The organism is Pantoea agglomerans (assembly GCF_021397715.1).
Lineage (GTDB): Bacteria > Pseudomonadota > Gammaproteobacteria > Enterobacterales > Enterobacteriaceae > Pantoea > Pantoea astica.
In genome coordinates, this window is record NZ_CP090207.1 from 1,617,081 (window position 1) to 1,643,631 (window position 26,551).

Sequence of the window (26,551 nt, forward strand, 5' to 3'; positions counted from 1 at the left end):
TTTTGAGGATGTTCGTCAATCGTACAAAATTGAGTTTAATTATGTACAATAAAAGTGAGCTGCTCATACATTAGGCTCTCCAGAGCGTAAGGAACACGCTGTTACGGAGAATTCGACATAGATTACAGCAAAAAGGGGCCGAAGCTCCCTGCGATTACAACAACTCTCGTTCGGCGAAGGACCCCGTGACCTTACCACCGAAGTAAAGTGATCCAATGTATGCACTTAAACCATTGCCAATCCTTTTTTAAGCTGCACCCTAATTACCCACACTAGCGACCCTAACGCCGCACCGGCGACCAGCGTATACCCGCTGGAGCGGTCAGGCTCCGCAAAAACGAAATTTTCTCTAACCTAAACAGTTAATTATCAGACCATCACCGACAACATCATTGCAGCGCTTGAGGTCGGTCTAAAACCGTGGCCCTGCCCTTGGCAACGAGTGCAGGGCATGTATGGGTTGCCTTCTAGCTTTGCAACCGGTATCGCGTATAGCGGAATGAATATCATGCTGTTTTGGTATAGCGCGTCAAAACAGGGTTTCAGCGATTCACGCTGGATGACCTACAAACAGGCGCAGACAGTAGGCAGGCTGGTTCGTAAAGGGACAGCCATTTTTATACGACCTCAGAGAAATAAATCTAAGACGGTGACATAGAACGGATCCCGTTACTAAAAACCTTCAATTTGTTTAATATTCAACAAATTGATGGCCTTTCACAGACAACTGAAAAATTTAGCCCGGAAGCAACCTTTGACCCGTTTCCTGAGGTTTAAAAGCTGTTCCGAAAAAACGGTGCAAACATCATTAAGAAAGGACAAAACGCTTTTCAGACCATCAACTAAGGAGAGTATTACCTTTTTTCTGATGTCGTTAATTTCTATGCTGCTGCACTGCATGCACTGCATGAGCGGGTTCACCGGACTGGGGCAAAAGCCGCCTGAATCGTGAAATGAAAGGGAAGTTTGGCAGTGCGAGTCAGGCTTTTGAGGAGTTGATCGCCGAGCCGGGAAGCGCGTACCTGATGGCGGATCGGGGAATCGCTGGAGAGGTGCAGCATGAAAGCGATATTGCTTCCTGGCTGAAAGCACTGAAGAATGACAAGCGCTATATCTTCAAGGCCGCGAGTGCAGCGTCCAAAGCGCATTATTATTCGATGGGTAAATGTTTCGGTGAGATATTTAATAACTACACGCGCAAAAAGCCCGCTCAGGTTTCCCTGAGCGGGCTTCTCAAATTTGGCTCCTCTGACTGGACTCGAACCAGTGACATACGGATTAACAGTCCGCCGTTCTACCGACTGAACTACAGAGGAATTGTTGGAACGGGGCGCATAGTAACGGCCTGTCCGGGCCATGTCAAAGCTCTTTTTCACAAAATCGCCCGACTGCTGAAATAGTCGCCACTCCCGCCTGATGCCCCACAAAAAATGCCCGCTTTTCGCCCGTTCCGCCCAGCGGAGTTAAAAATCGCTGGCGGCAAAAAATGAGGTATTTATGAGGTGTTTTGCCGCAGTGATCCCCTTGTCAGGCGGCGTAATCAGTGGTTTTACCGGATAGTTTTCCACCATCGTCACATTTATTTCATTCTGGCTTTGTAAACGGCATAAATGAAATTTAGATTTCATTTCAACCTTGAGATGCGCCTATGGAGTTGAAATGAACAAAGTCAGAATCGGCATGATTGGCAGTGGGTATATTGGTCGCTGTCACGCCATTGCTTATGCCCAGGCCCCCACCGTTTTTGCGCTGAAAGGCGAGATCGTGCGGGAGATGCTGGCGGAAGTGAACCCGGAGCTGGCGGCCCGCCAGGCCGCGACCTTTGGCTTTGCCCGATCGACCGGCGACTGGCGCGAGCTGGTGCGCGATCCGGCTATTGATGTGGTCGACATCTGCGCCCCTAATTTCCTGCATAAAGAGATGGCGCTGGAGGCGATCCGCCACGGAAAGCACGTCTACTCCGAAAAGCCGCTGTCGCTGAGCGTGGCCGATGCCGAAGAGATGGTGGCCGCCGCCACGGCCGCTGGCGTCAAAACCCTGGTCGGTTTCAACTACATGAAAAACCCCACCAGCCAGCTGGCGAGAGAGATCATCGCCAATGGCGAGATCGGTGAGGTGGTGCATTTCTACGGCACCCACAACGAAGATTATCTGGCAAAACCGGAGACGCCGCTCGACTGGCACTGCCAGAAAGCGCTGGCCGGTCTGGGCGCGCTCGGCGATCTGGCGGCGCATATCGTCAATATGGCGCACTATCTGGTGGGGGATATCGCCGAGGTCAGTGGCGACATGATGACGGTGATCACTTCACGTCCGGACCCAAAAGATCTCAGCCGCCAGCTGCCGGTGGAAAACGAAGATCAGGCCAGTGCGCTGCTGCGTTTCAACAGTGGGGCGCATGGCGTGATTGAAACCTCCCGCATCGCCTGTGGTGCCAAGATGGGGCTGACCTATGTGGTGACCGGCACCAAAGGCACGCTGCGCTATACCCAGGAGCGCATGGCGGAGCTGGAACTCTACATTCACGATGAGCCGGCTGGCCGTCAGGGCTTTAAAACGCTGCTGACCGGCCCGGCGCACCCCGATTATGCCAACTTTTGCGTCTCGGCCGGACATGGCATCGGCTTTAACGATCAGAAGACGGTTGAGATCCGCGATTTGATTAACGGCATCGCAGCGGGCGATCGTATGTGGCCCGATTTTGCGGAAGGATTACAGGTGCAGAAGGTGCTGGAGGCGATTGCGCTTTCTGCGCGGGAGCGCCGCTGGATGACGGTGTAGGGCGAGCGACGGAAAACGCAGCAGACGGGAAGCCAGAGCTTCCCGTCCGGTATTAGCAGGCGAGGCCGCTTTTTTCCCACCACAGCTTATCCAGTGCGTAGTAGCGGTCGCGCTGGCTTTCCGGCTGAGCCAGATCGCGCTTCCACGGCTTCGCCAGGATGAAGTGCAGATTCTTCACCTCGTCATCATGCCAGATCGGGCGATGCTGGAACGGCAACGTTTTCAGCGCATTGTAGACGTAAGAGAGCGGCATCCAGCGACCGGCGAAGGCCTCATTCAGCAGGTCCTGTTCTGAGAAGGGATAATCGCTCAGGTCATCAATCGCCGCGATACGCTGTTCCAGGGCGTCGTAGACCGCGTTATCGGGCGTCAGCACCAGAAAACCGCCGTTCAGGTAGTAGTCCAGGCTGGGCGGAGCGGCTTCACCCCGCGCCTGCCAGGTGTAGTGGCACTGCTCGGGCTGCCAGTCCGCCGGATAAGAGGCGATCTGATTCGGATTACAGCGACAGGCGTGGCACGCCGCCATCAGGTTATCCCCGAGATCGAGCGTGAACAGCTCATCCATATTCTGCAGCACCAGCATATCGGCATCGAGAAACACCACGCGCTGATAATCAGTCAGCTGCCAGGCACGCAGCTTGGTCCACACTTCGCCAAACTGCGCCGAGGCGTAATGCTGATCCAGATCGGCGCGCGGATAGATGGGCTCAACCGGGGCGATGACGCAGCCCTCGGCCTGCAATGCCTGGCAATCGTCAGCGGAAATCGCTGAGGTGGTCATCACCACCAGCGGCCACTGGCTGTTGCTCTGTTTCAGCGAGCGGTGCAGCGCTTTGACGCCCACCAGATAGTCGGGTTGAGTTAACAGCGTTACCCAGGCAAACATATTTTTCCTTATTCAGTCAGTCAAAAAGTGGGGCGATGTAGTCATTACCTAACCGGCCATGCGGATCGAGCTGGCTGCGCAGGGCGCGGAACGCATCCCACTGCGGATAGATCTCACGCCAGTTATAGCGATCGGCGTCGTAATACTTGCCCCAGTGCGGGCGTCCACCCTCGTCGGCCAGCAGTTTTTCCACTTCGGTCAGGAAATGCAGACCTTCCTGTGACAGCGTGCCGTCATCGGCGTAATAGACCACGAAACCGAAAAAGCAGGTTGGCTGATCAGACGCCGGGCTGAGCCAGGCCGAAGAGGCACCAGTACAGCGCAGGATGATTGGGTAATGCATATGCGGGCGGTTCTCCGCATACCACTGCTTAATCCGGCGGATAATGGCAGGCGTTTTCGCCAGCGGCACGCCGATTTCGACATTAATCTGCGGCACCGCGATGCCCCGACAGAACAGCTGATAGATGTCACCGGTAACATCGGTGAAGTCGCGAAAACGGGTCACGGTGCGAAACTGCTTACCGCCTTTGCCCTGAATCTGGGTATCGCGATGCATGTGCGCCAGCGTCTGATCGATGGTGTCATTCAGGCTGTCATCCGCCTGACCTTCGTGTTCAACCACCTGACGATCCTGCTGTTCATAGCGCAGACGCTCGTCGTCATTCGCCTCGTGGGCGTTCCAGACGTGTACCAGGTTGTCATCAACAAACCACCAGGCCTTGCTGAGCGGATACTCTTCATTCCAGCGCAGCAGGTCCTGCTCCAGCGTATCCGCTGAAACCGCATTTTTGTGACAGGTAAAGATGCGGAACGGCTCGGTTCGCAGCGTCACGGCGGTCACGATGCCCAGCGCGCCGAGTGAAACCTGCGCCGCCGGGAAGTCTGGCTCGCCACGGGTAAATTCCCGCACGCTGCCATCGGTCAGCACCATACGGATCGCCAGCGCTTCATCGGCTATGGAACTCTGTTGCAGACCCTGGCCGTGCGTGCCGGTCGCCATCGCGCCGGCCAGTGTCTGAATCGCAATCACCCCTGGCGACGAAGCCAGCATCCGGTTCATCCCGGTCAGGCTGCGGTAAACCTGATCGAGCGGTGTCGCACCGCCAAAGGTCACGCTCTGTTCATCACTGGCGATCTGGCCCCTGAACGCGCTGAGATCGAGCAGCAGATCCTGTTCGCTGACGTGCAGCATCCGACCGGGGGAGAGCTTGCTGCCGATCACCCGGATCTTACCGCCTGACTGGCGCATTAATTCCTGGAGTTCCGCCTCGCTGGAGGGACGCTGAACCTGATGGCGGCTACCGATCTGGGCGTTTTGCGCCCAGTTCCAGAGCCGGTCATCGTTGGGATCAACATCGGTGTGGCGAAGCGGGTAAAGGTGGGCGTCTCTGCTCACAACAGCATTCCTTTTATGGCGTTTTTGTGACGATATTCACTAAGCGTAGACCATGACTAAGCCAGGCCGTAAAGATGCCCGTTTATTTGCGGATGTAGCGTAACGTTGCGGTTACAGCCAGTTGACGGTTGCGGCGAATACTCTCTTCTTCGCTGTTATCCGGGCTGAACAGCGCGTTAAAGGTGTAGCGGTTGGAAACGTGATGCACGCAGATACTGCTGATCAGGCGATGCACGTCGATGGTCTGTACTTCTTCGATAAACAGGCCCTGTTGCTGACCGCGGGTCAGAATGTCATCCAGCACGTCCAGCGCGCTGCGATTGAGGGTTTTAATCTGCGTTGACTGGCTGATGTAGCGACCGCGTAGCAGGTTCTCGCTGCACACCAGCCGCATAAAATCGGGATGGGCGACATGATAATCGAAGCTGGCTTCGACCAGACGCGTCATCGCCAGTTCCGGTTCCATCGCCGCCAGATTAAGGCCGGTTTCGTGCTGGCGTATCTGCTGGTAGACCTGCTCCAGCACGTCGATGTAGAGCTGCTCTTTACTGCCGAAGTGATAGACCACCATTCGTTTGGTGGTCTGCGCGTGCTCGGCAATCTGCTCCAGTCGCGCGCCCTGCATACCAAACTCGGCAAAAGTTTTCAGTGCGCCCGCGATAATGCGTTTTTTCAGCCCTTCAGGGTCATTTTTACGTTTGGTTAATTCCGACATAGTGCTCAACAGGGTGGTTTTGACCGGAGAATGTTAGCACAGCGGCAGAAGGATGCCTTTAACCGACAGCGCGGCGCAGCCGACGATCGCGTAGCGCGATCCACCACGGCTTGCTGACACAGGCCGGGAATTTACAGGTATAATCGGGGAAATTTCGTAACAGGCTCAGAAACCAACATGACCAAACTCACCTTACAAGAGCAGATGCTGAAAGCGGGATTAGTCAGCAGCAAAAAGATGGACAAAGTCCAGCGCACCGCCAAGAAATCACGCGTTCAGGCGCGTGAGGCCAGAGCGGCGGTTGAAGAAAATAAGAAAGCGCAGCTTGAGCGCGACAGGCAGTTGAACGAGCAGCAGAAACAGGCGGTTTTATCCAAAGAGTATAAAGCGCAGGTGAAACAGCTGATTGAAATGAACAGGATCGACATTTCAAAGGGCAACATCGGCTTTAACTTCACCGATAATAACCTGATTAAAAAGATCAACGTCGATAAGCTGACCCAGGCGCAGCTGATCAGTGGCCGTCTTGCTATCGCCCGTCTGGCGGCGGAGAACGGCGGCGAGCATCAGTATGCGATTATCCCGGCCAGCGTGGCGGATAAAATTGCGCAGCGCGATGCCAGCAGCATCGTACTGAATAGTGCACTGAGTCAGGAAGCGCAGGATGAAGACGATCCCTATGCTGACTTTAAAGTGCCGGACGACCTGATGTGGTAAGTCCGCGTTGCGGCGGCGGTGACGGCAGGACAATAACGGTCACTGCTGCGCGTCGCCGGCATCAGAACGGGCTGGCGTGCCGCGCGTGAATCGCCTTGCCGCTGACCGGATGCATAAAATGCAGCTCGCTGGCGTGCAGCATCAATCGCGGCGTTGTTTCACAACCAGGCCTCTGTAGCCCGCCATACAGGTCACAGCCCAGAATCGGGTAACCCAATAGCTGGCAATGAATCCGCAGCTGATGAGTGCGCCCGGTTTCCGGGGTTAATACCACTCGCGTTACCGGCACCACGTTGCCATCCTGCTGCGCATACTCTGTACGCTCAATCACCTGATAGCGCGAACGCGCAGGCTTGCCGTGGGCAGCGCAAATCGTCATTCGTGGAAAGCACGCCGCATCTTTCGCAATCGCCGCCTCAATCATCCCGTCGTCCTCAGCCAGATGGCCGCACAACAGCGCGCTGTAGATTTTGCGCACGCTGCGCTGGCTAAACTGCTGGCAGAGCGCCGCATTGATCGCCTTATTGCGGGCAATCACCATCAGCCCGGAGGTGCCGAAATCGAGCCGATGTACCAGCGTGCAGCCCGGAAAGTTTTTCACCAGCCGGTGATGTACCGAATCAAGGTTCAGCGGATTTTTGCCCGACAGGCTCAGCAGCCCGCTGGGCTTATTGATCAGCAGCAGATGATCATCCTGATAGAGGATCTCAATCTGGTCATGACACGGCGGTGCAATAAAAGTATCGACTATCTCAGACATCGGGCTACCGGCGGGAAAGGGGAGGCGGATGATAACTAATTTTGCCTGGTGTGACGAATGGTGGATGGCGGGCGATCAGAACGCCAGCCGGTTATGCTCGCCGTCTAATCAGCCCGCTGCGGGGCGGCATGTTGTCTGGCCGCCAGCGAATGCGGAACGGGCTAACCATGACATACCCTGTTGTCTCTCTTTTAAGGTAAAGGTAACTCAGACTGAATTGAGTGGATAAGCAGGGATTTATGTAACGCAGCAACATGTGAACTGGCTTACATTTTTGACCTTCATCACACTTTATAGTGACCGCCTGATTAAACGACGCATCTCATTATCATGGCATCGATTAAAGACGTAGCAAAAAAAGCGGGAGTGTCTACGGCTACCGTATCGCGTGTGCTGAACCATCATCCCAGCGTGACGCCGGAAACACGCCAGGCAGTACGTGATGCAATGGATTTCCTTTGCTATGTGCCCAGCAAAAGTGCGTTTCAGCTGAGTGGTAAATGTTCCGGGCTGATTGGCGTGGTGCTACCAAACCTGGTGAATCCACACTTTTCTGAGTTACTGGCGACCTTTGAAGAGGAAGCAAGATACATCGGGAAATCGGTGATTATTAAGACCCATCAGAATCAGCCTCAACAGGATAAGCAGATTATTCACAGCCTAATCGGAATGGGGATCGACAGTCTGCTATGGGTGCCCACAGAGGCCGAAAGCGAACTTGCGGAATGGTTGACCGCGACCAGCATTCCGGTGGCGGTGGTCACGCAGGTTTCTCGTTTTTTTAATTCTGTCTCTATCAATCAAAGGAAAGGTGCAGAAGCTATTGCGGAGCATTTTATCCAGACCGGGCATACCACCTTTGGTTTTATTGCTCAGGAGGGCGTCGATAATCGAAAGGTCTCTTCCTGGAGTAAAAAAATCACCAGTCAGGGGTTAACACTCGCTAAAGAGAATCAATTCTGGATAGCGAAAGGCGAAGGTGAAAAAATATCCGGCCATATTCGGATACTGGACGATATTATCGGGATGTTAGCTGACCGGAAAAAAGCGTGCTCTTCTCTTTGGGTCTATAACGATGTTGCTGCCAGTTATGTTATCGATGGCTTAAAGGAAAGAGGGGTGGCTGTCCCGCAGGATATTGCTATCGCCAGTTTTGACAATACCCTGCTGGCGCAGACCAAAAAAATAACCAGCGTGGCTCAACCGATTGGCGAGATCGCCCACCTGGCATTCCAGATGGTGAATAATACCCCTAAGCAGGAGAGTATCGAAATGTATGAAATTGTCTCACGGTTAATTATACGTGAGAGCAGTATCGCGCTTAATATCACGGCTGTCTGATTTCTGCTTTTCCCGCTTAATTCTTTTTAAACGAGCCGAAAATTTTTATTCAGTCATCCGCACAGGGGCTGGCGATAATGCTCTGTGTTTAATTTTTATAGCTGTGCATTATTGAGGTGATTTTATGTCCGCAACGGTAATGGAAAAGCAAAGCGCTTATGGAAAACTGCGTCTGAAAGAGAAGATCGGTTACGGGATGGGGGATGCGGGATCCTGTATGATCTGGAGTGTACTGGCGCTCTATCTGACGTGGTTTTATACCGATGTATATGGATTAGCGCCTGGCGTCGTTGGAACACTATTTCTGGTGATCCGTATTTTTGACGCCTTCAGCGATCCGATTATGGGTGCAATCTGCGATCGTACGCAAAGTCGATGGGGTAAGTTCCGCCCGTGGTTGTTATGGATGGCGGTGCCCTTTGGCCTGGGTGCCATCGTGATGTTTACCACACCTGACCTGAGCATGAACGGAAAAATCATTTATGCCTGGGTGACTTATCTGGTGATGTCACTGATCTATACCGCAATCAACATTCCCTATTGCTCAGTCGCGGGGGTGATCACCCTGAATCAAAAAGAGCGACTGGGCTGTTTATCATGGCGTTTCTTCCTGAATGGCCTGGCGACGCTGATTGTCTCTTCCTCAATTTTACCGTTAACCGACTGGTTGGGTAACGGTAACCGCGCTTCAGGTTTTCAGCTGACCATGGTGATCATGGGGTGCGCCGCGACGCTGATGTTCCTGTTCTGTTTTGCCAGTATCAAAGAGCGCGTTGTTTCAATTAAATCTGACGATTCGTTAATGAAAGATTTGAAAAACATTGCTAAAAATGACCAATGGCTGCTGATGATTACGATTACCTTTCTTAACGTCTTCCCGGCCTTTATTCGCGGGGCTGTTACTATTTATTATGCCACCTATGTGATGCAGGCCTCCGTTGGGTTTATTACCTTTTTTATGGCGCTTGGTGTCGCCTGTAATATGTTGGGGAGCGTAATAGCTAAGCCACTGACTGACCGATTTGATAAAATTAAGCTATTCCGCATTATTAATATTATCCTTGGTGTTCTCTCTTTCGCGCTGTGGTTTGTTGACCCAAAATCGCTGACGCCACTGCTTACGCTATTTGTGATCATTAATATTCTGCATTTAATTCAGTCCGGACCTATTCTATGGGCAATGATGTCAGACGTCGATGACTACGGTGACTGGAAATTTGGCAAACGACTCACCGGTATTTCCTTTGCCGGCAATCTGTTTATGCTGAAAATGGGACTGGCGGTCGCTGGAGCCATCGTCGCCTGGATTCTTTCCTATACCGGCTATGTCGCTAACAAACCGCAACAAAATGCGCAGACCCTTGAGGGCATTATTATCATGTTCTCATTACTGCCGATGGTGAGTTATTTCATCAGCGCATTTATGGTGCGCTACTTCAAACTGGATAACCTCTTCCTGGAAAAAATTAAAGTCGATCTCGCAAAACGCGAGCTTGAAAAAGGTTCGGTTCAATCGCAGGAGTTTAAAAATGTCCCTGTCCATTAATGTTAAGCAAGGTCAGCGCCTTGATTTATGGATAAAGCAAACAAAGCCGGCCGGTCAGCCCCTGTTTGCTATCCACATGGAAAATGCGGTGCTTTTCAAAATAGAAACAGCACCGCCGTATTATCACTATTTTACCTGGACCGCATGGCAGCAGGGTATGGTCTCTCTGGAGTGGTTACCGGAGCACAGTGAGATTTCGTTGTGTTACAGCTGGCACCCTGACACGCTCCCGCAGCAGGGCGTCAGCTTTATTGATATCGAAAATAACGACCTTTGCCTGCGAGATGACCGCGCAGTTGCAGAGCACTATCTGCAGGAAGAGTTACGCCCGGCATTACATTTTTCTCCACGTACCGGCTGGATGAATGACCCTAATGGTCTGCATCGGAAAGGTGAGGAGTGGCATCTGTTTTACCAATATCATCCGCATAGTACTCAATGGGGGCCGATGCACTGGAACCACGCGGTGAGTCAGGACCTTTACCACTGGCGTCACTATCCGGTTTTCCTTCAGCCAGAGCAAAATTTATCCGCGCTTGGGGCAACGGGCGGCGCATTTTCCGGCAGCGCTTTCATCGATGCCGAGGGGCAAACGCGTTTCTGGTATACCGAAAGGCTTCCGGCTTACGATCTTTATCGCGGTTATCGCGAAATCCAGAAAATGGCGGTCCCGCAGCCTGCTTACGACAAACCCGCTTTGATAAAAACAGTATTAACAGAGCTGCCTGCAGGCGTCGATTGTGATTTCCGTGATCCGAAAGTCTGGTATGAGGAAGCGGACGCGACCTTTTATATGATCCTGGGCGCGTCGGTGAACGGCGATCCTGCCATGCTGCTGTTTCACTCCGAAGAGAGTGACAGCTGGCTATTCCATCATGTGCTCTACACCGCGCCCCCTTATTTTCGGGAAAATGGGGGCCGCTGCGTCGAATGCCCGGACTTTTTCTGCCTTGACGGCGTCTGGGTAATGATTATCGGTATTGTGGGTTACACCGAGCCGACAACCGGACGACATAATCTGTTATTTGCACAAACAGGTGATTTTCGGCGCGGTTATTTCACTCCCTCAGCGCAACCGCTGCAGATGCTGGATTTCGGCACCGATTTCTACGCCCTGCAGACCTGGGGTGAAAGCGACAGTCGTACAGGGTTTGCCTGGTTATACAACTGGGCGACACAAAAGAATGTTCATTCTGCCTATTCCGGCGAAATGTCTCTGCCGCGTCGTTTTCATCTTAATGCCCGGCAACAACTCTGTATGACACCGGTATTGCCGCCAGCCTCGCTGATCATCAGTGAAGAGCGGCTGGATGCGTGTAGTCACTGGTCAGGCAGCACTGCCTGTAAGTCCTGCATCATTACCTTTACCCCGACCTCGCATTTTTGCCTGACTCTGACCGGTCAAACCGGGCAGCAGATTATTCTGGCGCACGATGGACACACGTTAAGTCTGCTGGAAAAAGATCGGGATGACGGCCGTTATCAGGCACCGCTGGCCAACGTGGGCGATGTGACATTATGTTTTGATGCCGGAATAGTGGAAGTTTTCGCTCAGCAGGGGAGTGTGTGTGGAACGCGACGTTATTATTCATGCAGTTCACTGACTGAAATAACGCTCTCTGGCGCACAGGCAAAAATAACCCGCTATCACTCCCCTTACGCACAGCCATAACTCAATTTACTGCTGATTTTTTTCTTATTACTGTCACCGAAGGAATTAGTCATGACAAGCCAAAACTATTACGATGTTACAGAATGGAAGGAAGGTAACCCTTATCAGGATATTGGTGAGGTTATAAACAGTATTATTTCTGATATTAAAATCAGACAAACCGAAACGGATCTCAATCAAGGCGGTAAGCCGGGCGCGGTTATCTATATTCCACCCGGCGACTACCCGCTTCTTACCCAGGTGTTAATTGATATTAGCTATCTGAAGATTATTGGTTCCGGGCATGGCTTCACCTCTTCAAGTATTCGATTTAATACGCCCGAAAGTGAGTGGGCAAAATGGCATGAAGTGTGGCCGGGGGGAAGTCGACTATGCGTTAATCTTTCTCCCGCTGCCGGAAGTGACCCCTCTGCCGGTGCTGCCTTTTATGTGAAACGTAGCGGTGAACCACGCATAAGTTCGGTCGAGTTTGCTGATTTTTGTATTGATGGCTTACATTTTGTCGATGATGGTTCAGGCAATGATGATCCCGAAAATAGTTATCTGAACGGTAAAACCGGTATCTATATCGCGAGCGCGCAAGACTCTTTCCGTATCAGCGGCATGGGACTGGTCTATTTAGAGCATGGGGTGACAATTTTTAACGCTGATGCGCTGGCGATACACAATAATTTCATCGCTGAATGTGGAAACTGCATTGAGTTGCGCGGTTCGGGGCAGGCATCAAAAATCACCGATAATCTGATTGGTGCAGGTTACAGAGGCTATTCTATTTATGCAGAAAATTTTGGCGGCCTGCTGATTACGGCCAATAATATTTTCCCACGCGGCAAAAGCAGCGTACATTTTTCTGGGGTAGTTCGCTCTTCGATATCCAGCAACAGATTTCATTCATTTTATCCGGGGATGCTGGTTCTGGAAGGCAATAGTTCAGAAAACCTGGTCACGGCTAACCATTTTTTCCGTGAGCGTGAACCCTGGGGACCGATGCAGGCTTATAATAATGGATTAGATGATTTATATGGTCTGCTTTATATCAGCGGTAACAACAACTCCATTATTGCTAATCATATTTCGGAAACGATTGATTCTCAGTCTATCATCCCGCAGGGCGCAACACCGGTGATAATCCGGCTGGTGTCGGGTGAGGGGAATTATATTTCGGATAACCATATTGTCGCGACCACCGAAGTTTCACCGGCGGAGAGTGCGGCCACCGAATCCTGTTTCTCAACTCAGGTGAGTGCACTGCTGGCAACAAAAGGGCTGGTAGCTCTGGAGGTTATCGCAGTACAGATCGAAGAAGCCTCTTTGCAAAATACCGTACTGGATTCAGGCAGTGAGAGTCAGGTTTTGCTGGATAAGAAAGTGAATGCGTTCAGGGCTACGCCCGTACCTGGCTTGCTGAGCTGAGAGCGCTTAACGGGCTCACGCAGACAGTTTATGAGTGATTTTATTCTGAGCTGACTGACGGCAACCAATGCGGCGCACCCTTTCTCTACACAGGTGGTGCATGTGAAAGGTGACCACCGCTACCGTGGATAGCGGTGGTCAGGCAAAACACAGGCACCGGCGGCAGGGCAGTCATCATCTGTTGATCGGCAGCAGACGCGCATTGGTATGGCATGAGCCATGCCGCAAATCGACAGTGAGTGGTGATGTGACTTCATGACGCTGGCATCCCGATACCACAAAGACTAACCGGGATCAGAATATCTGAATCACTATCGGCACTGTTAAATTTTGAGCAACCTAATCCGCTGATCACGTTGTTTATTGCAGGCTATTTTAAAGGAGTAAAAATGCCGCTACCTGAACGTATGAAACCCGCCAGCGTAAGCCGAAAAAAAGTCGCACAGCTGGCCAGCCAGGCTCAGCAGATACTCGCGAAAATTGATGCCGGAGCAGGCCCGCAGGAGAGTGAACTTTTCTAAATCTGGCTCCTCTGACTGGGATCGCCTTTGCCAGTAACTGGCTAGTAAGTAAGCTAAAACTGAATTGTCTTTCTGTCAGGACCACCAGAGTGACCACCGATAAAATTGTGTTGAGCAAAAGGTGTCTGGAGCCTTTGTTGTATGTGGTGAACATGACTATGACGTCCCCCCAGCAATAAGCGTAGCCAGGGAGCGGGTAACAATGGCCGCCGCCCATGGTACTTTACTGCGTCGAGGCTAATGCTTTTCATTGCGCATCCGACTGTTATAGATAGAAAGCTACACTGACAGGAACATACTGAAGGCCAGAAGACAAGCATTACGCCGAAGTATGGTTTTCCAACAAAATAGAATAGGACGGAAACGTTACACTGCCATCAGTCTACTCAGGGAGACAAACTCATCGGCATCAGGCATCTTCAGCATCTGATTTTTGATTGCCTGAGAAAGATCCTTAAGCATCGTTCTGGAGCGTACATCCAGGCAGTTATTATAGGTAACGATGTGCGCCGATGGTATTTTCGGAAGACTGACAACGTGACTGGCGTCCGTTAGCTCTTTCAGATCCGAAACTGTGAGCGCGGTTTCTGGTAAGGGGACAATCCCCAGCCCTGATTTTGCTGCCGCAATGATGGTTTCCATTCCGCCGCCCTGGAAACTATCAAACCACGGGATTCGAGCTTCAAGTAATAAGTCCAGAATGAGCTTCCTCATACGGCAAGATTCTCTTAAGGTAATTAGCGGGATTTTATCCTGCTTAAAAGCCAAAGTTGGAGAGCAATACCATCTATAGTTTTCACTCCGTAGATATTCTCCGCCTTTTTTATCGCCATCCTGAGTGATAATTGCTATATCTAATTTTTTATTTTCGAGTGCGTACAGAACTTTGGAAGAGCTGTCTACTTTAACTTCAATCATAAGGTCGGAGTAAGTTTGTCTGATACTTTGAATCGTCTGCATGAGCGGGATATCCAGTACATGGTCGCTAATACCAATTTTGATATTTTGGATATTTTCACAGACGTTGAGCGTTGTTAACGCGCTGGCGTGGGCCACCATCAGACTTTGAGCCCGGGATAGGAACACTTCGCCCTGCGGCGAAAGGTAGATATGACGCGGCGTTCGGTGGAAAAGCGGATATCCTAGAATATTCTCAAGCTTTTGAATTTTAACGGTAACTCCTGACTGAGTGATGCAAAGTGACTCGGCTGCCAGGGTAAAGCTATTTAGCTCGGCAACTTTAAGAAAAGCCTCAACTGAATGCATATCAAGATATAAGCCCATCACCATTCCCGTTCGTCATTACTGAAATCAAATTAATGAAATTGTATCATGTTTTTCATTTTGGTAAATATTGCTTATCGGAAAAATCCTGACTGAAATATGCGTACGAAAAAACGTCTGGCGGTGAGGATTTTCCGAAAAATTAACTTTCATCGGCCGGTCGTCTCGAGCGAAAACGTCATTGAGCAGATAAAAAAATTATTAATAAATGAGATATTTTTTCATTCTTAACCTTCCAGGCAACGTAAGCCGTCGCCTGGAGGAGTCAAGGCTATGAATGTCTGATTTCAGCAATGGCGAAGAGTTTTTATTAAATATATCCTGGTTATGGCGCTTGAATACATCATTTGGTTCCCTTATTAAGGACGGTAATTTGAACATCAGTAAAGAAAAGATTTTAATCATCGATTCAACGACTGAAAAGCATTTCAACACAGCTATTGTCGAACAACAGATATTAGCCGGGCATGATGTTCAGTTACTGCATGTTAGCCATGTAAGTGAAATTCCTTTAAATTTTATTTCAGAAGTCAATTATCTTATTATCTGGGCATGTGTACCCGCCGTTAATTTCGATAAAGCATTTTTATCCAGTTTAAAAAATTGCCGAACCATTGTTAAAGCGGCGGTGGGTTTTGACAATATTGATATCTCTGCTGCTCGTGAGTTGGGCATTTCTGTGCTTAATATTCCGGATTATGGCACGGAGGAAGTTGCCGACCATGCTTTGGCACTGCTGCTGGGCATTGCGAGAAAACTTGAAGAGATCCATATCCACGTCAAACAAGGTGGCTGGGATTGGGCAAGTGTCAAAAAGCTCTATCGCCTGCGCGGCCGTAAATTAGGCATTATCGGTTTTGGCCGTATCGGTGGTGCGGTTGCCAGAAGGGCGGCGGCGTTTGGTCTGAATGTACAGTTCTACGATCCCTATGCGGTCAGCGGGCTGGATAAAACGCATGGTGTCTTTCGCTGCGAATCTCTGCAAGAGCTTCTGACTAGCTCAGACATCATCTCCGTGAATGCGTCTTTAAACCGCACTTCTCACCATCTGTTGTCACACGCCGAATTCGACATGATGAAAATGGGTGTTTTGCTGGTCAACACGGCGCGCGGCGGAATTATTGATTCTGACGCCCTTTTTTCAGCCATCAAATCAGGAAAAGTGGCAGCTGCTGGTCTGGACGTGCTGGAAAATGAACCCGATATTCCCGACGGCTTCAGAACGCTGGATAACGTGCTGCTGACCGCACACTCCGCTTTTTATACGGAAGAATCTTTTCTCGAAATGCGAACCAAATCCGCTGAACTGGTTCGACAAAAAATGAACGGGCTACCTGTCAGAAACTGCGTTAATGAAAATTCCGGCGAGCACTCTGTACCCTACTAAATACAAAGTTTATGAGCATGTCTAAAGATAATATGATTGACATTAAACAATTTGAAGAAGAAACCCGATTCTCTGAAAAAACCACGCCTTATTTAAGAGAGCTGATTAAGAAAAGCGTCGCAATCAGAGATATGTATGAGTTTAACCCAGAATATGAAACCTTGCCGGCTAATCTGGATGTGGATTTATTAAATGAAAAGACCTCGACACCGGTATTCGGCACGGTAAGAAAATATGATGGTCAGCTGCTGGTATTGCTCTCTTATACCTGTGCGGCCAACTGTCGTTATTGCGAACGTCAGGATCGTGTCGGAGTAGGTCTGGACGTTGAAGGCAGACTTAAAATGTCTCAGATCGATGATATTGTAGAGTATATCGCCAATGATCCGACTATTTATGAAGTCATTGCCAGCGGGGGTGACCCTCTGACCAACCCGAAAGGATTGCAATACCTGTTTAACAAGTTGAAAGAAATCGAACATGTTAAGGTGGTGAGGATCCATACGCGTTATCCGTTACAAAACCCTGGCAAAGTACGTATGGAATTAATGGAAGAGTTGGCAAAAGCAAAACCAACGGTCTATTTAAGCCTGCATATTGATCATCCCGATGAGCTTCAGCCTGAAGTCATCGAGCTGATTCATGCATTCAGAAAAATGGGTTATGTGATGTTAACGCAGACCGTTTTCTTAAAAACCATCAACGATAATAAAGAAATACTTAAAACGCTGTTCCTGCGTTTATTCGAACTGGGTGTACGACCTTATTATATTTATCATGGTCAGGAAGTGACCTCTACGCGTCGCTTTGTTATGAGCCTGGAAGATGAAATGGCGATCATGACGCAATTACGCAATGAACTTTCCGGTCTGGCCTTCCCGCAGCATGTTATCGATATTCCCAGCGCATCCGGAAAAGTCGTTGTCCCCAGCGAACACTGGAATACCGACACCGCGACAGTGACTGATTTTTATGGCAAGACAGTAAACACTCACGACTGGTCAACGGTTATTAAGCAGGGCTCGCCGGGGAATTGTTAATATGAAAACATTTATCATTCTTCAAAATATTGTCACCTTTCGTGCTGACTGGAATAAATTAATCGACCGCGATCGGTTTTCGGTCTGTTTGCTTACCGGACATCAGGGATGGGGAAATCTGCCTGAAGATCAAAAAGTTTGTTTTGACGATATCAAAATTTGCGACCCTTTTACCGTCGACAATCTCGAGCAGGCTTGCCGCGATTTGTTCGCTGAGCGCCATATCAGCGATATGTCTGAAGTCAGCATCATCACTAATGACGAGTATTTCCTCGGCCATGCTGCCCGGTTGCGTGAAATATTGGCTATTAAGGGCGCGACATTTGCGCAAATAGAGCCATTCATCAACAAGCTGCGTATGAAAGCGGTAATGGAAGCCGGGAACATAGCTATTCCCAGGGTGCTGCCATTCTCGCCAGCAGAGTATCAGCGTGAGCCAGAAAAATATTGTCAGCAGATTGAGAAGGCCGTGGGGTATCCCGTTTTTGCCAAGCAGATTGACTCGGCGGGGAGTGAGCTGATCGCTAAAATTGAAGATCCTGCCGCGTTACGCCGCTGGTGCAGTGATAACCGTGTCGTCGCGAACTATGAACTCGATGAGTTTATCGAAGGGCGTCTTTACCATATCGACTCGCTGATTTTTAACGGCAAAATCGAAGAGATTTATATCTGTCAATACAGCTATCCGAATGCGGAATTCATTGAGGGCAAACCTATTGGTAGCCTGCCGCTGGAAAAAAATGACCCGTTGTATCAGCAGTTTTATGAATACAATCAACGCGTATTTGATGCTCTGGGCTATGTGCCGGACGGGGCCACGCACCTCGAAGCATTCCTCACACAGGATAACCGTATCGTATTTTTAGAGATTGCAGCGCGGGCGCCGGGCGGTTGGATCCCACAAATGCATGCACTCTGCTCCGGAAGTAATATTGAAGAGCAGCATTTTCGTTCACAAATGGGGCAGTGGCAGAAACCGGTGCCACAGTCAGAAACTTATGCCGCCTGGGTGTGGTACCCCCATCGGGAAGGGGAATGTGCTGACCTGACGAAAGACATCAACATCGGAAATGAATATAAAACGGTGTGGGAAGTGAAGCAGGGTTCGCTGCTTGTTCGCCCGCAAAGTGTTCGCGACCGTATTGGCGGTGTCCTGCTTTGGGGATCCTCTTATTCGTCTCTGAAAGAAGATTATCACTGGCTGGTTGAACAATATATTCCTTATCAGCGTATGCAACAGGTCGGTAATGAGGTCACGGAATGAATACATGGGGTATGTTGAGGCTGTGGTGGCCAAGCGCAATCAGTATTAGCTTACTTAATCTGGAGTTGCCGCTTATTTCGGTCATTCTGTCCGCCTATAGTCTGCAGGCGTCCGGAGATTATGCCATAGCCTTGAGTACCTTTATGTTTGCCAATGCCTTTGTTTTTCCTTTGTGTGCAGTGGTTATCAAAATAAGGAAGAGCAGGGAGACGCTGATATTCGCCATGCTGCTGGCTGTTAGTGTCTTTGTTATATTCAATATTGCCGTCTCAATATTCAGTTCGAAGATGACGCCACATATTGTATTCATCACGCATTTCTTTTCACTCTCATTATTGGCCGTAGCCGTCAGGAGGTATTTGCAGGGATGCTGTATTTTGGAAGGAAAAACTGCACTAATGAGCCGGGCTTCTTTAGTGCGGGTGCTGGTCTCGGTCATCGGGTGTTTTACCTTGACCCGATTTCAGGTGCCTGTCGATATGGCGGCCATTGTGGCGCTGGTTTGCGGAGCATACACCGAGGCGGCCCTGTTGTTCATTATGGTACGCTGGCAGGGCATTCGTTTATATGACAGCACAGGTCATCACTATGCTGCGCTGTTAGCGCCGTACGCTTCGGCTTTCCTTATGTCAGCTTCATCACTGATGAGTAATATCATCGTTGTGATCTGTTTGGGGCAAGTCGCCGAAGGAGACACTGTTTTAAAATACTGGCCGCTGACCTTCGGGATGATATGTATTTCGATAGGATCGGTGCTTGATATCGAAAGTATTCTGCTCAAGATACTGGGCCACCAGTCGCCGGGAAAATCACTATTCACATTTCTCAGCGTTCAGTGTCTGGTTGCGCCGGTGTTGTTTATATTATTGTGTGTCATTCTGGGTAGCTTTAATTTGTTTCCGGCAGGCAGCAAAGTGTTATATATGAATGCGTATTTCTTTATCGCTATTGTTGGTGTTTCGACAATGTGGATTGTCCGCGGATATTGTCGTTCTGTCCTGATGACGAATAACCGTCTTGGTGTGATTAATTTCAGTATCTTCACTGCGCTGGTCACGCCTGTTGCAGTCTTTTACCTCTTTCACATCGCTGATTATGGCCTGATGCTTTCAGTGGGTATTTTTTCCTCTCTGATCGTAGTTGAACTGCTGTGTTATGGGGCTTATGGCCTTATACGAGGAGTAAGCCGGCCACAGTGGGTGAAAAATTAGATAATTAAAGGATTCGCTGTTGTTGTTGTCTGTACCCGGTGAATATAAAAAATAAATATCAGTATTAAAAATGCGCCCCATTCGAGGGCCATTAATCATGTTTTAAAATTGAAGGCAAGGTGTGTAATAAAAATGACAGCCGTAACGAAGTTTATCCCCTATACCCAACGTACTATCAGTAAAGCCCCTCAATGGGAAAAGTTCACTCCCGAAATGAAACATACCGTTGAGGTGCTGAGTCAGGTATTACCTTTTCGTGTCAATCAATATATCCTCGATGAACTTATCGACTGGGATAATATCCCCGATGACCCTATTTTTCGTCTGACATTCCCGCATCGTGAAATGCTGAGGGAAAATGAATTTTCCCAGCTCAGTGATGCTCTTCGTCAGAATAAAGACGAAGCGACTTTGCAGACGATCATTAATAAGATCCGCCATCGTATGAATCCGCACCCGGCGGGTCAGCTTACACATAATGTTCCTATGCTCAACGGTGAGGCAGTGCAGGGGCTTCAGCACAAATACAAAGAGACCGTGCTATTTTTCCCTTCTGCAGGTCAAACGTGCCATGCTTATTGCACCTTTTGTTTCCGCTGGCCGCAGTTTGTGGGCATGGATGAACTTAAATTTGAGGCGCGCACTTCCGCACTGCTGGTTGAATATCTCAAGCGTCATCCTGAAGTTTCCGATGTATTAATCACCGGCGGCGATCCAATGATTATGAATGCGCGCGCTCTGGGGGATTATATTCGTCCTCTGCTTATTCCTGAGCTTAGCCATATCAAGAATATTCGTATCGGTACAAAGTCGGTGGCTTACTGGCCGCAGCGCTATGTTACCGATAAAGACGCTGACGATGTATTACGCTTGTTCGAAGAGGTTGTGGCTGCGGGGAAAAATCTTGCCCTGATGGCACACTATAATCACCCTCAGGAGATCCAGCCTGAAATAGCCCAGACTGCGCTGAAGCGTATTATTGCCACCGGTGCTACGGTGAGAATGCAATCTCCACTTATCCGCCATATTAATGAAGATCCAAAAGGGTGGGCGACCCTGTGGACGACCGGTGTACGTCTCGGCGCTATCCCTTATTACATGTTTGTCGAGCGGGATACCGGCCCCAATGAATATTTCGGGCTTCCTCTCTTTAAGGCCTGGGAAATATTCCAGCAAGCTTATCAGTCGGTATCCGGTTTGGCGAGGACGGTGCGCGGCCCTTCAATGAGTGCCTTCCCCGGTAAAGTCATGATTGATGGGATAACAGAAATCCGTGGCGAGAAAGTCTTTGCGCTGCAATTTCTTCAGGCGCGTAACCCGGACTGGGTACGTCGGCCCTTCTTTGCCAGATATGATCCGCAGGCCTCGTGGCTGGACCATCTGCGACCTGCCTTTGGTGAGTCACATTTCTTTTTCGAAAATAAAGACAAAACCACGCCTTTCGAAGAAATGGCCAGAATCGTCACTGTATAAACTGCCCGGAATTAAAAATGATACCTGAATATGAAGTCTATGCGCTGCGCTACGCAGAGCATAAAAACCGATCGCGTAATGAAAACTTTATTTCGCACGATGAACACGATAACAGTGATATGCCGCTGGATTTTTATTGCTGGTTAATTCGCCATGAAAATACCTTGCTGATGGTGGATACCGGATTTAATCGCGAGCTGGCCGTGAAACGTGATCGACATTATTACGGTTCGCCAGAGTCGCTGTTGCAAAAGCTGGATGTTGACGCAAACCGCATTGGAAAAGTTATTGTCACGCATATGCATTATGACCATATCGGCAATCTGAAGGCCTTTCCCAATGCCACGCTGTATATGCAGGAAAAAGAGATGCATTACTGCACCGGCAGACACATGCTGCACCGCTATGTGAGAGCGCCTTATGATCCCGAAAATATTGCCAATGCGGTTTATCGTCTGCATCAAGGTAAAGTGCGCTATGTCGGCAGGCATGAGGAAATTTTACCGGGTATTCATACGCAGCTTGTGGGGGGGCACACCGCAGGGTTGCAAATTGTCACGGTAAATACAGCGCGTGGCAAAATTGTCCTGGCCAGCGATTCTGCGCATTACTGGCACCATGTCGATGCCTCAACGCCGTTTCCAATCGTGATGGACATTCCCGACATGCTGGCGGCGCATAATACCCTGAAGCAGCTTGCATCCGACCTTACCTGCATTATTCCCGGCCATGATCCCCAGGTGCGAACGTTATTCCCGCGCTTTAAGGGCGAAGAAAATATTGTACAACTCCACCTTCCGCCAGAAGGAGAGATCCGTGCGCGTTAATCATCTCGCTATTATTGGTTTTGGTCCTCGTGGCCTGAATGTCCTTGACCGTATTATCGAAAATGTCATTAACGATGCTATTCAGGATCCTATTCACCTGCATATTATTAATCCGGGAAATCCGGGGCAGGGGAGCCATCCGGCAGAACAACCTGAGCATTTATTGGTGAATACGGTCTCCTCTCAAATCACCTTGTTTGCAGGTAACAGCCAGGCATTGAAGGCCGGAGGCGAATCGTTTATTCAGTGGGCAAAAACGGCGGGTTACCGGCGTGATAACGATACCTTTACGCAAAATGGCGTCGGGGCAGAGCTGACGGATATGGAGTATTTGCCCCGATCGCTGCTGGGTGAATACCTCACGGATTACTATCAGCGTTTGCTTAAGCTTTTACCGGAAAATATCACGATTACCGAATATCGTCAGTTTGCCGTAAACCTGACTAAAGACGAACGTTTTACCGTCACTCTGCAAGACGGAAAACGTATTGCCTGTGATTTCGTTTTCCTGACCACCGGGCACGGATACCGTAAACCCACGCACAGCGATAGCCATTTTTCAGCATTTTGCGAGCGTCATCGTGATCGCAATCCGCTGCTGGCTTATCACGCTTCTCCCTATCCGGTTAAGCGGCTTGATACGCTTTCGGCAAAATGCCGGGTGCTTATTCAGGGATTCGGCCTGACGGCGCATGACACGATTTCGGCGCTGACCCTCGGGCGCGGGGGACGCTATATCAAATCCGGTGACGGGCTTGAATATATCGCCTCGGGAAGGGAGCCGGAAATAGTGCTCTCCTCACGCCAGTGTCTGCCGTTTGCGGGCAGGGGTATTAATCAGAAGGGGCTAACCGGTCGTCATGCCGGGCAATTTCTGACGCCTGCGGTGGTAGAGGCGATCGCTGCCAGCAATATTGCCGAACGGAATTCAAAACAGATCGATTTCCAATCGCAGATATTGCCCCTCTTAATTAAAGAGATGGCTTATGCCTGGCAGTGCGCGCTGATGCAGACACGGCTGGATCCGGAGACATTCAGCGCCGACGAACATGTTGTTGCGCAGATTGAGCAGGTGCTCTGGCCGCTGCGCAACCAGACCTTTGATGACTACCCGTCCTGGTGTGCATTCTTCCTTGAGATGGTTAATCATGACCTGCAACAGGCTAAATCAGGCAATATGAACAGCCCGTTAAAGGCGGCGACCGATGTATTGCGCGATGTGCGGGAAGCCTTGCGCCGGGCGGTTGAATGGAACGGGCTGACACCAGAATCACACCGTTACTTTATCGAATCCTTTAATCCGATTATTAATCGCATCTCTTTCGGCCCTCCGCTGCGCAGAAACCAGGAGCTACTCGCCTTGTTTGCGGCCGGTGTCGTCACACTGGGTGGCGGTCCGGCGACCGGGATTGTTTGCGATGAAAGCCAGTCCCGCTTCGTACTGCGCGGCCAGTTTACCCGGCAAAATTACCAGAGCCCGGTAGACGCCATTATTATCGCCAGACTCGACGCATATTCCCCTCTGACGGATGGCAGCGAGCTTACTCGTAATCTGCTCAGGAACGGACTCATTACGCCTTATATGAACGGTGATTATCATCCGGGGGGGATGGCGGTAGACAGAGAGCTGCATCCGATTAATGCCAGCGGAGTGGCCGACGAAAATCTTTGGGCGATCGGTTTCCCCGTCGAAGGTCCACATTACTATACCCACGCCTTGCCTCGCCCACATTTGCCCTCGCGACAGTTTGAGGATGCGAATATCAGCGTGAAGAGTTGCCTGCGCCGTCTCGTCCGTCAGGAATATCCGCTCACGACACCGGTGGAGGCATCAGCATGACTGAACAGCACGTCTTACAGCCGGGAAACTTGCGTTCATTCAGTCGCTATCTGGAGGATAACCAGCGGCCTCGCGAAGAGAGCGTCATCTGGAAGCAGTCATCTATTTTGCAGGCCCTGCAAACTGAAGAATTCACGGCCCGTGGTGCACTGTTTCTTGAAAATCCCCATCGCGAGAAGCAGGGAGAAACCTTGCATGATCTGTCTGTCACCGTTCAGGTTATTCCTGCCGGCGACCGCACTACGCCACACTCTCACTCTTTCTGGCATCTGTACGTGGTGATATCCGGAAAGGGGGAACTGGTGCTGGATAATAACTCCCCGACGCCGTTTGCCAGCGGTGACGTTATATATGTGCCGGCATGGAGTGAGCATCAGTTTATTAATCAGGAGGATGAAAATCTGGTTTTGTATGTGATCCAGAATTTGCCGGGTATGGCAAAGCAGGGAACATTATTACGAAACGATGGAGATAAAACCTACTCGCCTCATTCGAAATAAATTACTTAATTATTAAAGGTATCATCATGGCTGAAATATCTTCGTCTCCGTCGCTGAGCGCATCAAAAGTAATGACGCACATCTTCTTACCGTTTGCTTTCGGACATTGTACGTCATTTCTGTTCAGGAATATTAATGCGGTATTAGCACCCTTTTTGATTTCGGCAATGTCGCTGTCGGCCGGGCAGCTCGGCATTTTATCCAGTGCGTATTTCTTCTCATTTTCTCTGGCGCAGTTGCCTGTCGGGCTGGCGCTTGATCGTTATGGTCCGAAACGTGTGCAGCTTACTCTGCTTGGCGTGGCGGTGGCTGGGGCAGTGCTGTTTGGTATCGGGCACAGCTTCACCACCTTATTGCTGGCGAGAATACTCATCGGGCTGGGGTTGGCGGCATGTTTTATGGGCTCAATTAAAGTGCTGTCATTTTGGGTGCCGGTAGGCAAATTACCCTCGATTCATGGGTATCTTCTGGCGGCAGGCGGACTGGGCGCGATGTTGTCAACCTTGCCGGTTGCCTGGCTGGTAGGATTTATCTCCTGGCGGATGCTTTTTTTTGTCATGGCAGGCATCACGCTGATGGTGATGTTGGCCATCGCCTTGTGGGTACCGAAAGATCCTGTTGAACACAAAATGGTGAAGTGGCCGAGCCTCGCCTCATTGCTTGAGGTATATAAAAACCGGGCGTTTCGCAAAGTGATTAGTCTGTTGCTGCTCCCGCACACTGTCGCTTTTGGTTTGCAGGGACTGTGGATGGGCAAATGGTTGCAGGATGTCGGGCAGTACAGCATCGCGGAAACCTCCGTTTATCTTTTCATTGGCATGGGCGCGGTCGTGGTGGGGTCATTGTCCGTGGGAGCGGTAACACAATGGGCCGGAAAATTTAACATTAAACCGCTGGACGTGGGGGGAATCGGTATTGCGCTGTTTTTGGCCGTGCAGGTGCTTTGTGCATTAAATATCGTGCCTTTGCTTCCCGCATTGTCGATAGGCTTCACACTCATCGGCACCATCGCTGGCCTTGAATACACCATCGTCGCGCAAAATGTGTCACCGGCAATGACCGGCCGCGCGGCAACCTGTCTCAATCTGCTTATCTTGTTCGGTGCCTTTCTCACGCAAACGTTGTTCGGGGTGATCATTGGATTCTGGCCAATGGATGTCGCAGGCCATTATCCGCAAATAGCCTATCAGGCCGCGTTTGGTTTTATGATCCTCCTGCAGGCACCAGGCTTCTTCAAATGGCTCGTGGGTGTGATTAAGCGTGGCTCACTCAAGACGGCGGATGACAGCTTATGATCAGGCTCTACGGTTGCCGCACGTCGTCTGCGACGAACAGGGTACGCATTGCATTGCGTTTAAAAGACATTAGCTATCAATATGTTGAGGTCGATTTACAACAGGGGGAGCATCTTACCTCCTCTTACCGCGAACTCAATGCACAAAGAAAGCTGCCGTTGTTAATGCACAACGGTCAGATATTGACGCAGTCACTGGCCATTATCGAATACCTGAACGATATCCGTGCCGGGCACGACTTACTGCCTCGCGATCCGCTGGAGCGGGCCGCCTGCCGGAGTTTTGCCTCGCTGTTCGCGGCCGATTATCACCCGCTGATCACCCGTCGTGTGGCAGACAGACTGCGTGCGTCTGACATGACCGAAACCGATATCAGTCAGTGGAAGCTGCATTGGCTGGACGAATCCCTGCAAGTGGCAGAAGAAACCTTGTCGCAGAGAGCCGTACACCAGCCGTTTTGCTGTGGTGCTTCTCCTGTGATGGCGGATATATGTCTTTTTGCTCAGTGTGAGTCGGCGCGTAAACAGGGGATAGATCTGAGCCATCACAAGTTGCTCTTCGGCATTTATGCGTTGTGTTATGAGCTTGATGCTTTCCACGAGGTTCCATAAAGAACATTGGGCGCTGCCGGGTGGCGGGTTCAGAAAAATGGGCTTCAGCGTTGAGGCCAATATCTACA

General features: G+C 50.3%; 23 protein-coding genes, 1 tRNA gene and 1 pseudogene. 18 read left to right on the plus strand and 7 right to left on the minus strand.

The window, feature by feature from the left end; genetic code table 11:
* Window positions 1-232: 232 nt before the first annotated feature.
* Window positions 233-1,166: pseudogene (locus LZU96_RS07545) on the plus strand (ArdC family protein); the annotation flags it as partial.
* 74 nt (window positions 1,167-1,240) lie between these two features.
* Here LZU96_RS07545 and LZU96_RS07550 read toward each other — a convergent pair.
* Window positions 1,241-1,316: transfer RNA gene (locus tag LZU96_RS07550), tRNA-Asn, on the minus strand.
* Between the two features lie 147 nt (window positions 1,317-1,463).
* Window positions 1,464-1,628: a hypothetical protein gene (locus LZU96_RS07555; RefSeq protein WP_233987716.1), complete on the minus strand. Its 165-nt coding sequence runs from the start codon at window positions 1,626-1,628 to the stop codon at window positions 1,464-1,466.
* Window positions 1,629-1,659: 31 nt separating this feature from the next.
* On the opposite strand from LZU96_RS07555, the gene LZU96_RS07560 reads away from it, so the two are divergent.
* On the plus strand, window positions 1,660-2,781 hold the full coding sequence (locus tag LZU96_RS07560) for a Gfo/Idh/MocA family protein (protein WP_233987717.1): 1,122 nt from the start codon (window positions 1,660-1,662) through the stop codon (window positions 2,779-2,781).
* A 52-nt stretch (window positions 2,782-2,833) separates the two neighbouring features.
* Here the strand turns inward: LZU96_RS07560 and LZU96_RS07565 are convergent, their stop codons facing one another.
* From LZU96_RS07565 to LZU96_RS07575, 3 genes are all read right to left on the minus strand, one after another.
* Window positions 2,834-3,667 (minus strand): glycosyltransferase family 8 protein, encoded by an 834-nt coding sequence (locus LZU96_RS07565; RefSeq protein ID WP_233987718.1) that lies wholly within the window; start codon window positions 3,665-3,667, stop codon window positions 2,834-2,836.
* Between the two features lie 16 nt (window positions 3,668-3,683).
* The gene (locus LZU96_RS07570) at window positions 3,684-5,066 is read right to left on the minus strand and encodes a D-arabinono-1,4-lactone oxidase (protein ID WP_233987719.1); all 1,383 of its coding nucleotides are present in this window, start codon (window positions 5,064-5,066) and stop codon (window positions 3,684-3,686) included.
* A gap of 82 nt (window positions 5,067-5,148) precedes the next feature.
* The gene (locus tag LZU96_RS07575) at window positions 5,149-5,781 is read right to left on the minus strand and encodes a TetR family transcriptional regulator (protein ID WP_233987720.1); all 633 of its coding nucleotides are present in this window, start codon (window positions 5,779-5,781) and stop codon (window positions 5,149-5,151) included.
* Between the two features lie 177 nt (window positions 5,782-5,958).
* On the opposite strand from LZU96_RS07575, the gene LZU96_RS07580 reads away from it, so the two are divergent.
* A complete protein-coding gene (locus LZU96_RS07580) occupies window positions 5,959-6,498 on the plus strand; it encodes a DUF2058 domain-containing protein (protein ID WP_233987721.1) in 540 nt (179 codons plus the stop codon).
* Window positions 6,499-6,559: 61 nt separating this feature from the next.
* On the opposite strand, the gene LZU96_RS07585 is transcribed toward LZU96_RS07580, so the two are convergent.
* The gene (locus LZU96_RS07585) at window positions 6,560-7,258 is read right to left on the minus strand and encodes an RluA family pseudouridine synthase (RefSeq protein ID WP_233987722.1); all 699 of its coding nucleotides are present in this window, start codon (window positions 7,256-7,258) and stop codon (window positions 6,560-6,562) included.
* Between the two features lie 330 nt (window positions 7,259-7,588).
* Between LZU96_RS07585 and LZU96_RS07590 the strand changes: the two genes are divergently transcribed.
* The 5 genes from LZU96_RS07590 to LZU96_RS23490 all read left to right on the plus strand — a co-directional run bounded on the left by LZU96_RS07590 (window position 7,589) and on the right by LZU96_RS23490 (window position 13,751).
* Window positions 7,589-8,599 (plus strand): LacI family DNA-binding transcriptional regulator, encoded by a 1,011-nt coding sequence (locus LZU96_RS07590; protein ID WP_233987723.1) that lies wholly within the window; start codon window positions 7,589-7,591, stop codon window positions 8,597-8,599.
* Between the two features lie 124 nt (window positions 8,600-8,723).
* Complete coding sequence (locus LZU96_RS07595) at window positions 8,724-10,145, plus strand: glycoside-pentoside-hexuronide (GPH):cation symporter (RefSeq protein ID WP_233987724.1); 1,422 nt, start codon at window positions 8,724-8,726, stop codon at window positions 10,143-10,145.
* Entirely contained in the window at window positions 10,129-11,817 is a 1,689-nt protein-coding gene (locus LZU96_RS07600; RefSeq protein WP_233987725.1) for a glycoside hydrolase family 32 protein, read from the plus strand. Before LZU96_RS07595 ends, LZU96_RS07600 begins: the two co-directional genes overlap by 17 nt.
* Window positions 11,818-11,868: 51 nt before the next feature.
* Window positions 11,869-13,230, plus strand: coding sequence for a NosD domain-containing protein (locus LZU96_RS07605; RefSeq protein ID WP_233987726.1), 1,362 nt, complete (start codon window positions 11,869-11,871; stop codon window positions 13,228-13,230).
* A 389-nt stretch (window positions 13,231-13,619) separates the two neighbouring features.
* On the plus strand, window positions 13,620-13,751 hold the full coding sequence (locus LZU96_RS23490; protein ID WP_262287706.1) for a hypothetical protein: 132 nt from the start codon (window positions 13,620-13,622) through the stop codon (window positions 13,749-13,751).
* Between the two features lie 366 nt (window positions 13,752-14,117).
* On the opposite strand, the gene LZU96_RS23520 is transcribed toward LZU96_RS23490, so the two are convergent.
* Window positions 14,118-15,035, minus strand: a complete 918-nt coding sequence (locus tag LZU96_RS23520; protein WP_293003293.1) for a LysR family transcriptional regulator — start codon at window positions 15,033-15,035, stop codon at window positions 14,118-14,120.
* A gap of 277 nt (window positions 15,036-15,312) precedes the next feature.
* Here LZU96_RS23520 and LZU96_RS07620 point away from each other — a divergent pair, with 277 nt between their 5' ends.
* The 10 genes from LZU96_RS07620 (at window position 15,313) to maiA (ending at window position 26,483) form a co-directional block, all read left to right on the plus strand.
* Window positions 15,313-16,422: a C-terminal binding protein gene (locus LZU96_RS07620; protein ID WP_233987727.1), complete on the plus strand. Its 1,110-nt coding sequence runs from the start codon at window positions 15,313-15,315 to the stop codon at window positions 16,420-16,422.
* Between the two features lie 17 nt (window positions 16,423-16,439).
* The gene (locus tag LZU96_RS07625) at window positions 16,440-17,462 is read left to right on the plus strand and encodes a KamA family radical SAM protein (protein WP_233987728.1); all 1,023 of its coding nucleotides are present in this window, start codon (window positions 16,440-16,442) and stop codon (window positions 17,460-17,462) included.
* A 1-nt stretch (window position 17,463) separates the two neighbouring features.
* Window positions 17,464-18,726 (plus strand): ATP-grasp domain-containing protein, encoded by a 1,263-nt coding sequence (locus LZU96_RS07630; protein WP_233987729.1) that lies wholly within the window; start codon window positions 17,464-17,466, stop codon window positions 18,724-18,726.
* Complete coding sequence (locus LZU96_RS07635) at window positions 18,723-19,937, plus strand: hypothetical protein (RefSeq protein WP_233987730.1); 1,215 nt, start codon at window positions 18,723-18,725, stop codon at window positions 19,935-19,937. The genes LZU96_RS07630 and LZU96_RS07635 overlap by 4 nt, the downstream gene beginning before the upstream one ends.
* A gap of 132 nt (window positions 19,938-20,069) precedes the next feature.
* Window positions 20,070-21,410: a KamA family radical SAM protein gene (locus tag LZU96_RS07640; RefSeq protein WP_233987731.1), complete on the plus strand. Its 1,341-nt coding sequence runs from the start codon at window positions 20,070-20,072 to the stop codon at window positions 21,408-21,410.
* Window positions 21,411-21,427: 17 nt separating this feature from the next.
* The gene (locus tag LZU96_RS07645) at window positions 21,428-22,237 is read left to right on the plus strand and encodes an N-acyl homoserine lactonase family protein (RefSeq protein WP_233987732.1); all 810 of its coding nucleotides are present in this window, start codon (window positions 21,428-21,430) and stop codon (window positions 22,235-22,237) included.
* Window positions 22,227-24,077, plus strand: a complete 1,851-nt coding sequence (locus tag LZU96_RS07650; protein ID WP_233987733.1) for an FAD/NAD(P)-binding protein — start codon at window positions 22,227-22,229, stop codon at window positions 24,075-24,077. Before LZU96_RS07645 ends, LZU96_RS07650 begins: the two co-directional genes overlap by 11 nt.
* Complete coding sequence (locus tag LZU96_RS07655) at window positions 24,074-24,577, plus strand: cupin domain-containing protein (protein WP_233987734.1); 504 nt, start codon at window positions 24,074-24,076, stop codon at window positions 24,575-24,577. Before LZU96_RS07650 ends, LZU96_RS07655 begins: the two co-directional genes overlap by 4 nt.
* A gap of 26 nt (window positions 24,578-24,603) precedes the next feature.
* Complete coding sequence (locus LZU96_RS07660; RefSeq protein ID WP_233987735.1) at window positions 24,604-25,872, plus strand: MFS transporter; 1,269 nt, start codon at window positions 24,604-24,606, stop codon at window positions 25,870-25,872.
* On the plus strand, window positions 25,869-26,483 hold the full coding sequence (gene maiA, locus LZU96_RS07665; protein WP_233987736.1) for a maleylacetoacetate isomerase: 615 nt from the start codon (window positions 25,869-25,871) through the stop codon (window positions 26,481-26,483). Before LZU96_RS07660 ends, maiA begins: the two co-directional genes overlap by 4 nt.
* Window positions 26,484-26,551 lie beyond the last annotated feature (68 nt).

What these genes read in the sequence shown, in the direction of transcription:
- LZU96_RS07575 (WP_233987720.1), bottom strand. Translation starts at nt 5,781, where the DNA reads ATGTCGGAATTAACCAAACGTAAAAATGACCCTGAAGGGCTGAAAAAA.
- LZU96_RS07635 (WP_233987730.1), top strand. Translation starts at nt 18,723, where the DNA reads ATGAATACATGGGGTATGTTGAGGCTGTGGTGGCCAAGCGCAATCAGT.
- LZU96_RS07580 (WP_233987721.1), top strand. Translation starts at nt 5,959, where the DNA reads ATGACCAAACTCACCTTACAAGAGCAGATGCTGAAAGCGGGATTAGTC.
- LZU96_RS07555 (WP_233987716.1), bottom strand. Translation starts at nt 1,628, where the DNA reads ATGAAATCTAAATTTCATTTATGCCGTTTACAAAGCCAGAATGAAATA.
- LZU96_RS07595 (WP_233987724.1), top strand. Translation starts at nt 8,724, where the DNA reads ATGTCCGCAACGGTAATGGAAAAGCAAAGCGCTTATGGAAAACTGCGT.
- LZU96_RS07620 (WP_233987727.1), top strand. Translation starts at nt 15,313, where the DNA reads ATGTCTGATTTCAGCAATGGCGAAGAGTTTTTATTAAATATATCCTGG.
- LZU96_RS07655 (WP_233987734.1), top strand. Translation starts at nt 24,074, where the DNA reads ATGACTGAACAGCACGTCTTACAGCCGGGAAACTTGCGTTCATTCAGT.
- LZU96_RS07560 (WP_233987717.1), top strand. Translation starts at nt 1,660, where the DNA reads ATGAACAAAGTCAGAATCGGCATGATTGGCAGTGGGTATATTGGTCGC.
- LZU96_RS23490 (WP_262287706.1), top strand. Translation starts at nt 13,620, where the DNA reads ATGCCGCTACCTGAACGTATGAAACCCGCCAGCGTAAGCCGAAAAAAA.
- LZU96_RS07600 (WP_233987725.1), top strand. Translation starts at nt 10,129, where the DNA reads ATGTCCCTGTCCATTAATGTTAAGCAAGGTCAGCGCCTTGATTTATGG.
- LZU96_RS07590 (WP_233987723.1), top strand. Translation starts at nt 7,589, where the DNA reads ATGGCATCGATTAAAGACGTAGCAAAAAAAGCGGGAGTGTCTACGGCT.
- LZU96_RS07565 (WP_233987718.1), bottom strand. Translation starts at nt 3,667, where the DNA reads ATGTTTGCCTGGGTAACGCTGTTAACTCAACCCGACTATCTGGTGGGC.
- maiA (WP_233987736.1), top strand. Translation starts at nt 25,869, where the DNA reads ATGATCAGGCTCTACGGTTGCCGCACGTCGTCTGCGACGAACAGGGTA.
- LZU96_RS07605 (WP_233987726.1), top strand. Translation starts at nt 11,869, where the DNA reads ATGACAAGCCAAAACTATTACGATGTTACAGAATGGAAGGAAGGTAAC.
- LZU96_RS07625 (WP_233987728.1), top strand. Translation starts at nt 16,440, where the DNA reads ATGTCTAAAGATAATATGATTGACATTAAACAATTTGAAGAAGAAACC.
- LZU96_RS23520 (WP_293003293.1), bottom strand. Translation starts at nt 15,035, where the DNA reads ATGGGCTTATATCTTGATATGCATTCAGTTGAGGCTTTTCTTAAAGTT.
- LZU96_RS07660 (WP_233987735.1), top strand. Translation starts at nt 24,604, where the DNA reads ATGGCTGAAATATCTTCGTCTCCGTCGCTGAGCGCATCAAAAGTAATG.
- LZU96_RS07585 (WP_233987722.1), bottom strand. Translation starts at nt 7,258, where the DNA reads ATGTCTGAGATAGTCGATACTTTTATTGCACCGCCGTGTCATGACCAG.
- LZU96_RS07640 (WP_233987731.1), top strand. Translation starts at nt 20,070, where the DNA reads ATGACAGCCGTAACGAAGTTTATCCCCTATACCCAACGTACTATCAGT.
- LZU96_RS07630 (WP_233987729.1), top strand. Translation starts at nt 17,464, where the DNA reads ATGAAAACATTTATCATTCTTCAAAATATTGTCACCTTTCGTGCTGAC.
- LZU96_RS07645 (WP_233987732.1), top strand. Translation starts at nt 21,428, where the DNA reads ATGATACCTGAATATGAAGTCTATGCGCTGCGCTACGCAGAGCATAAA.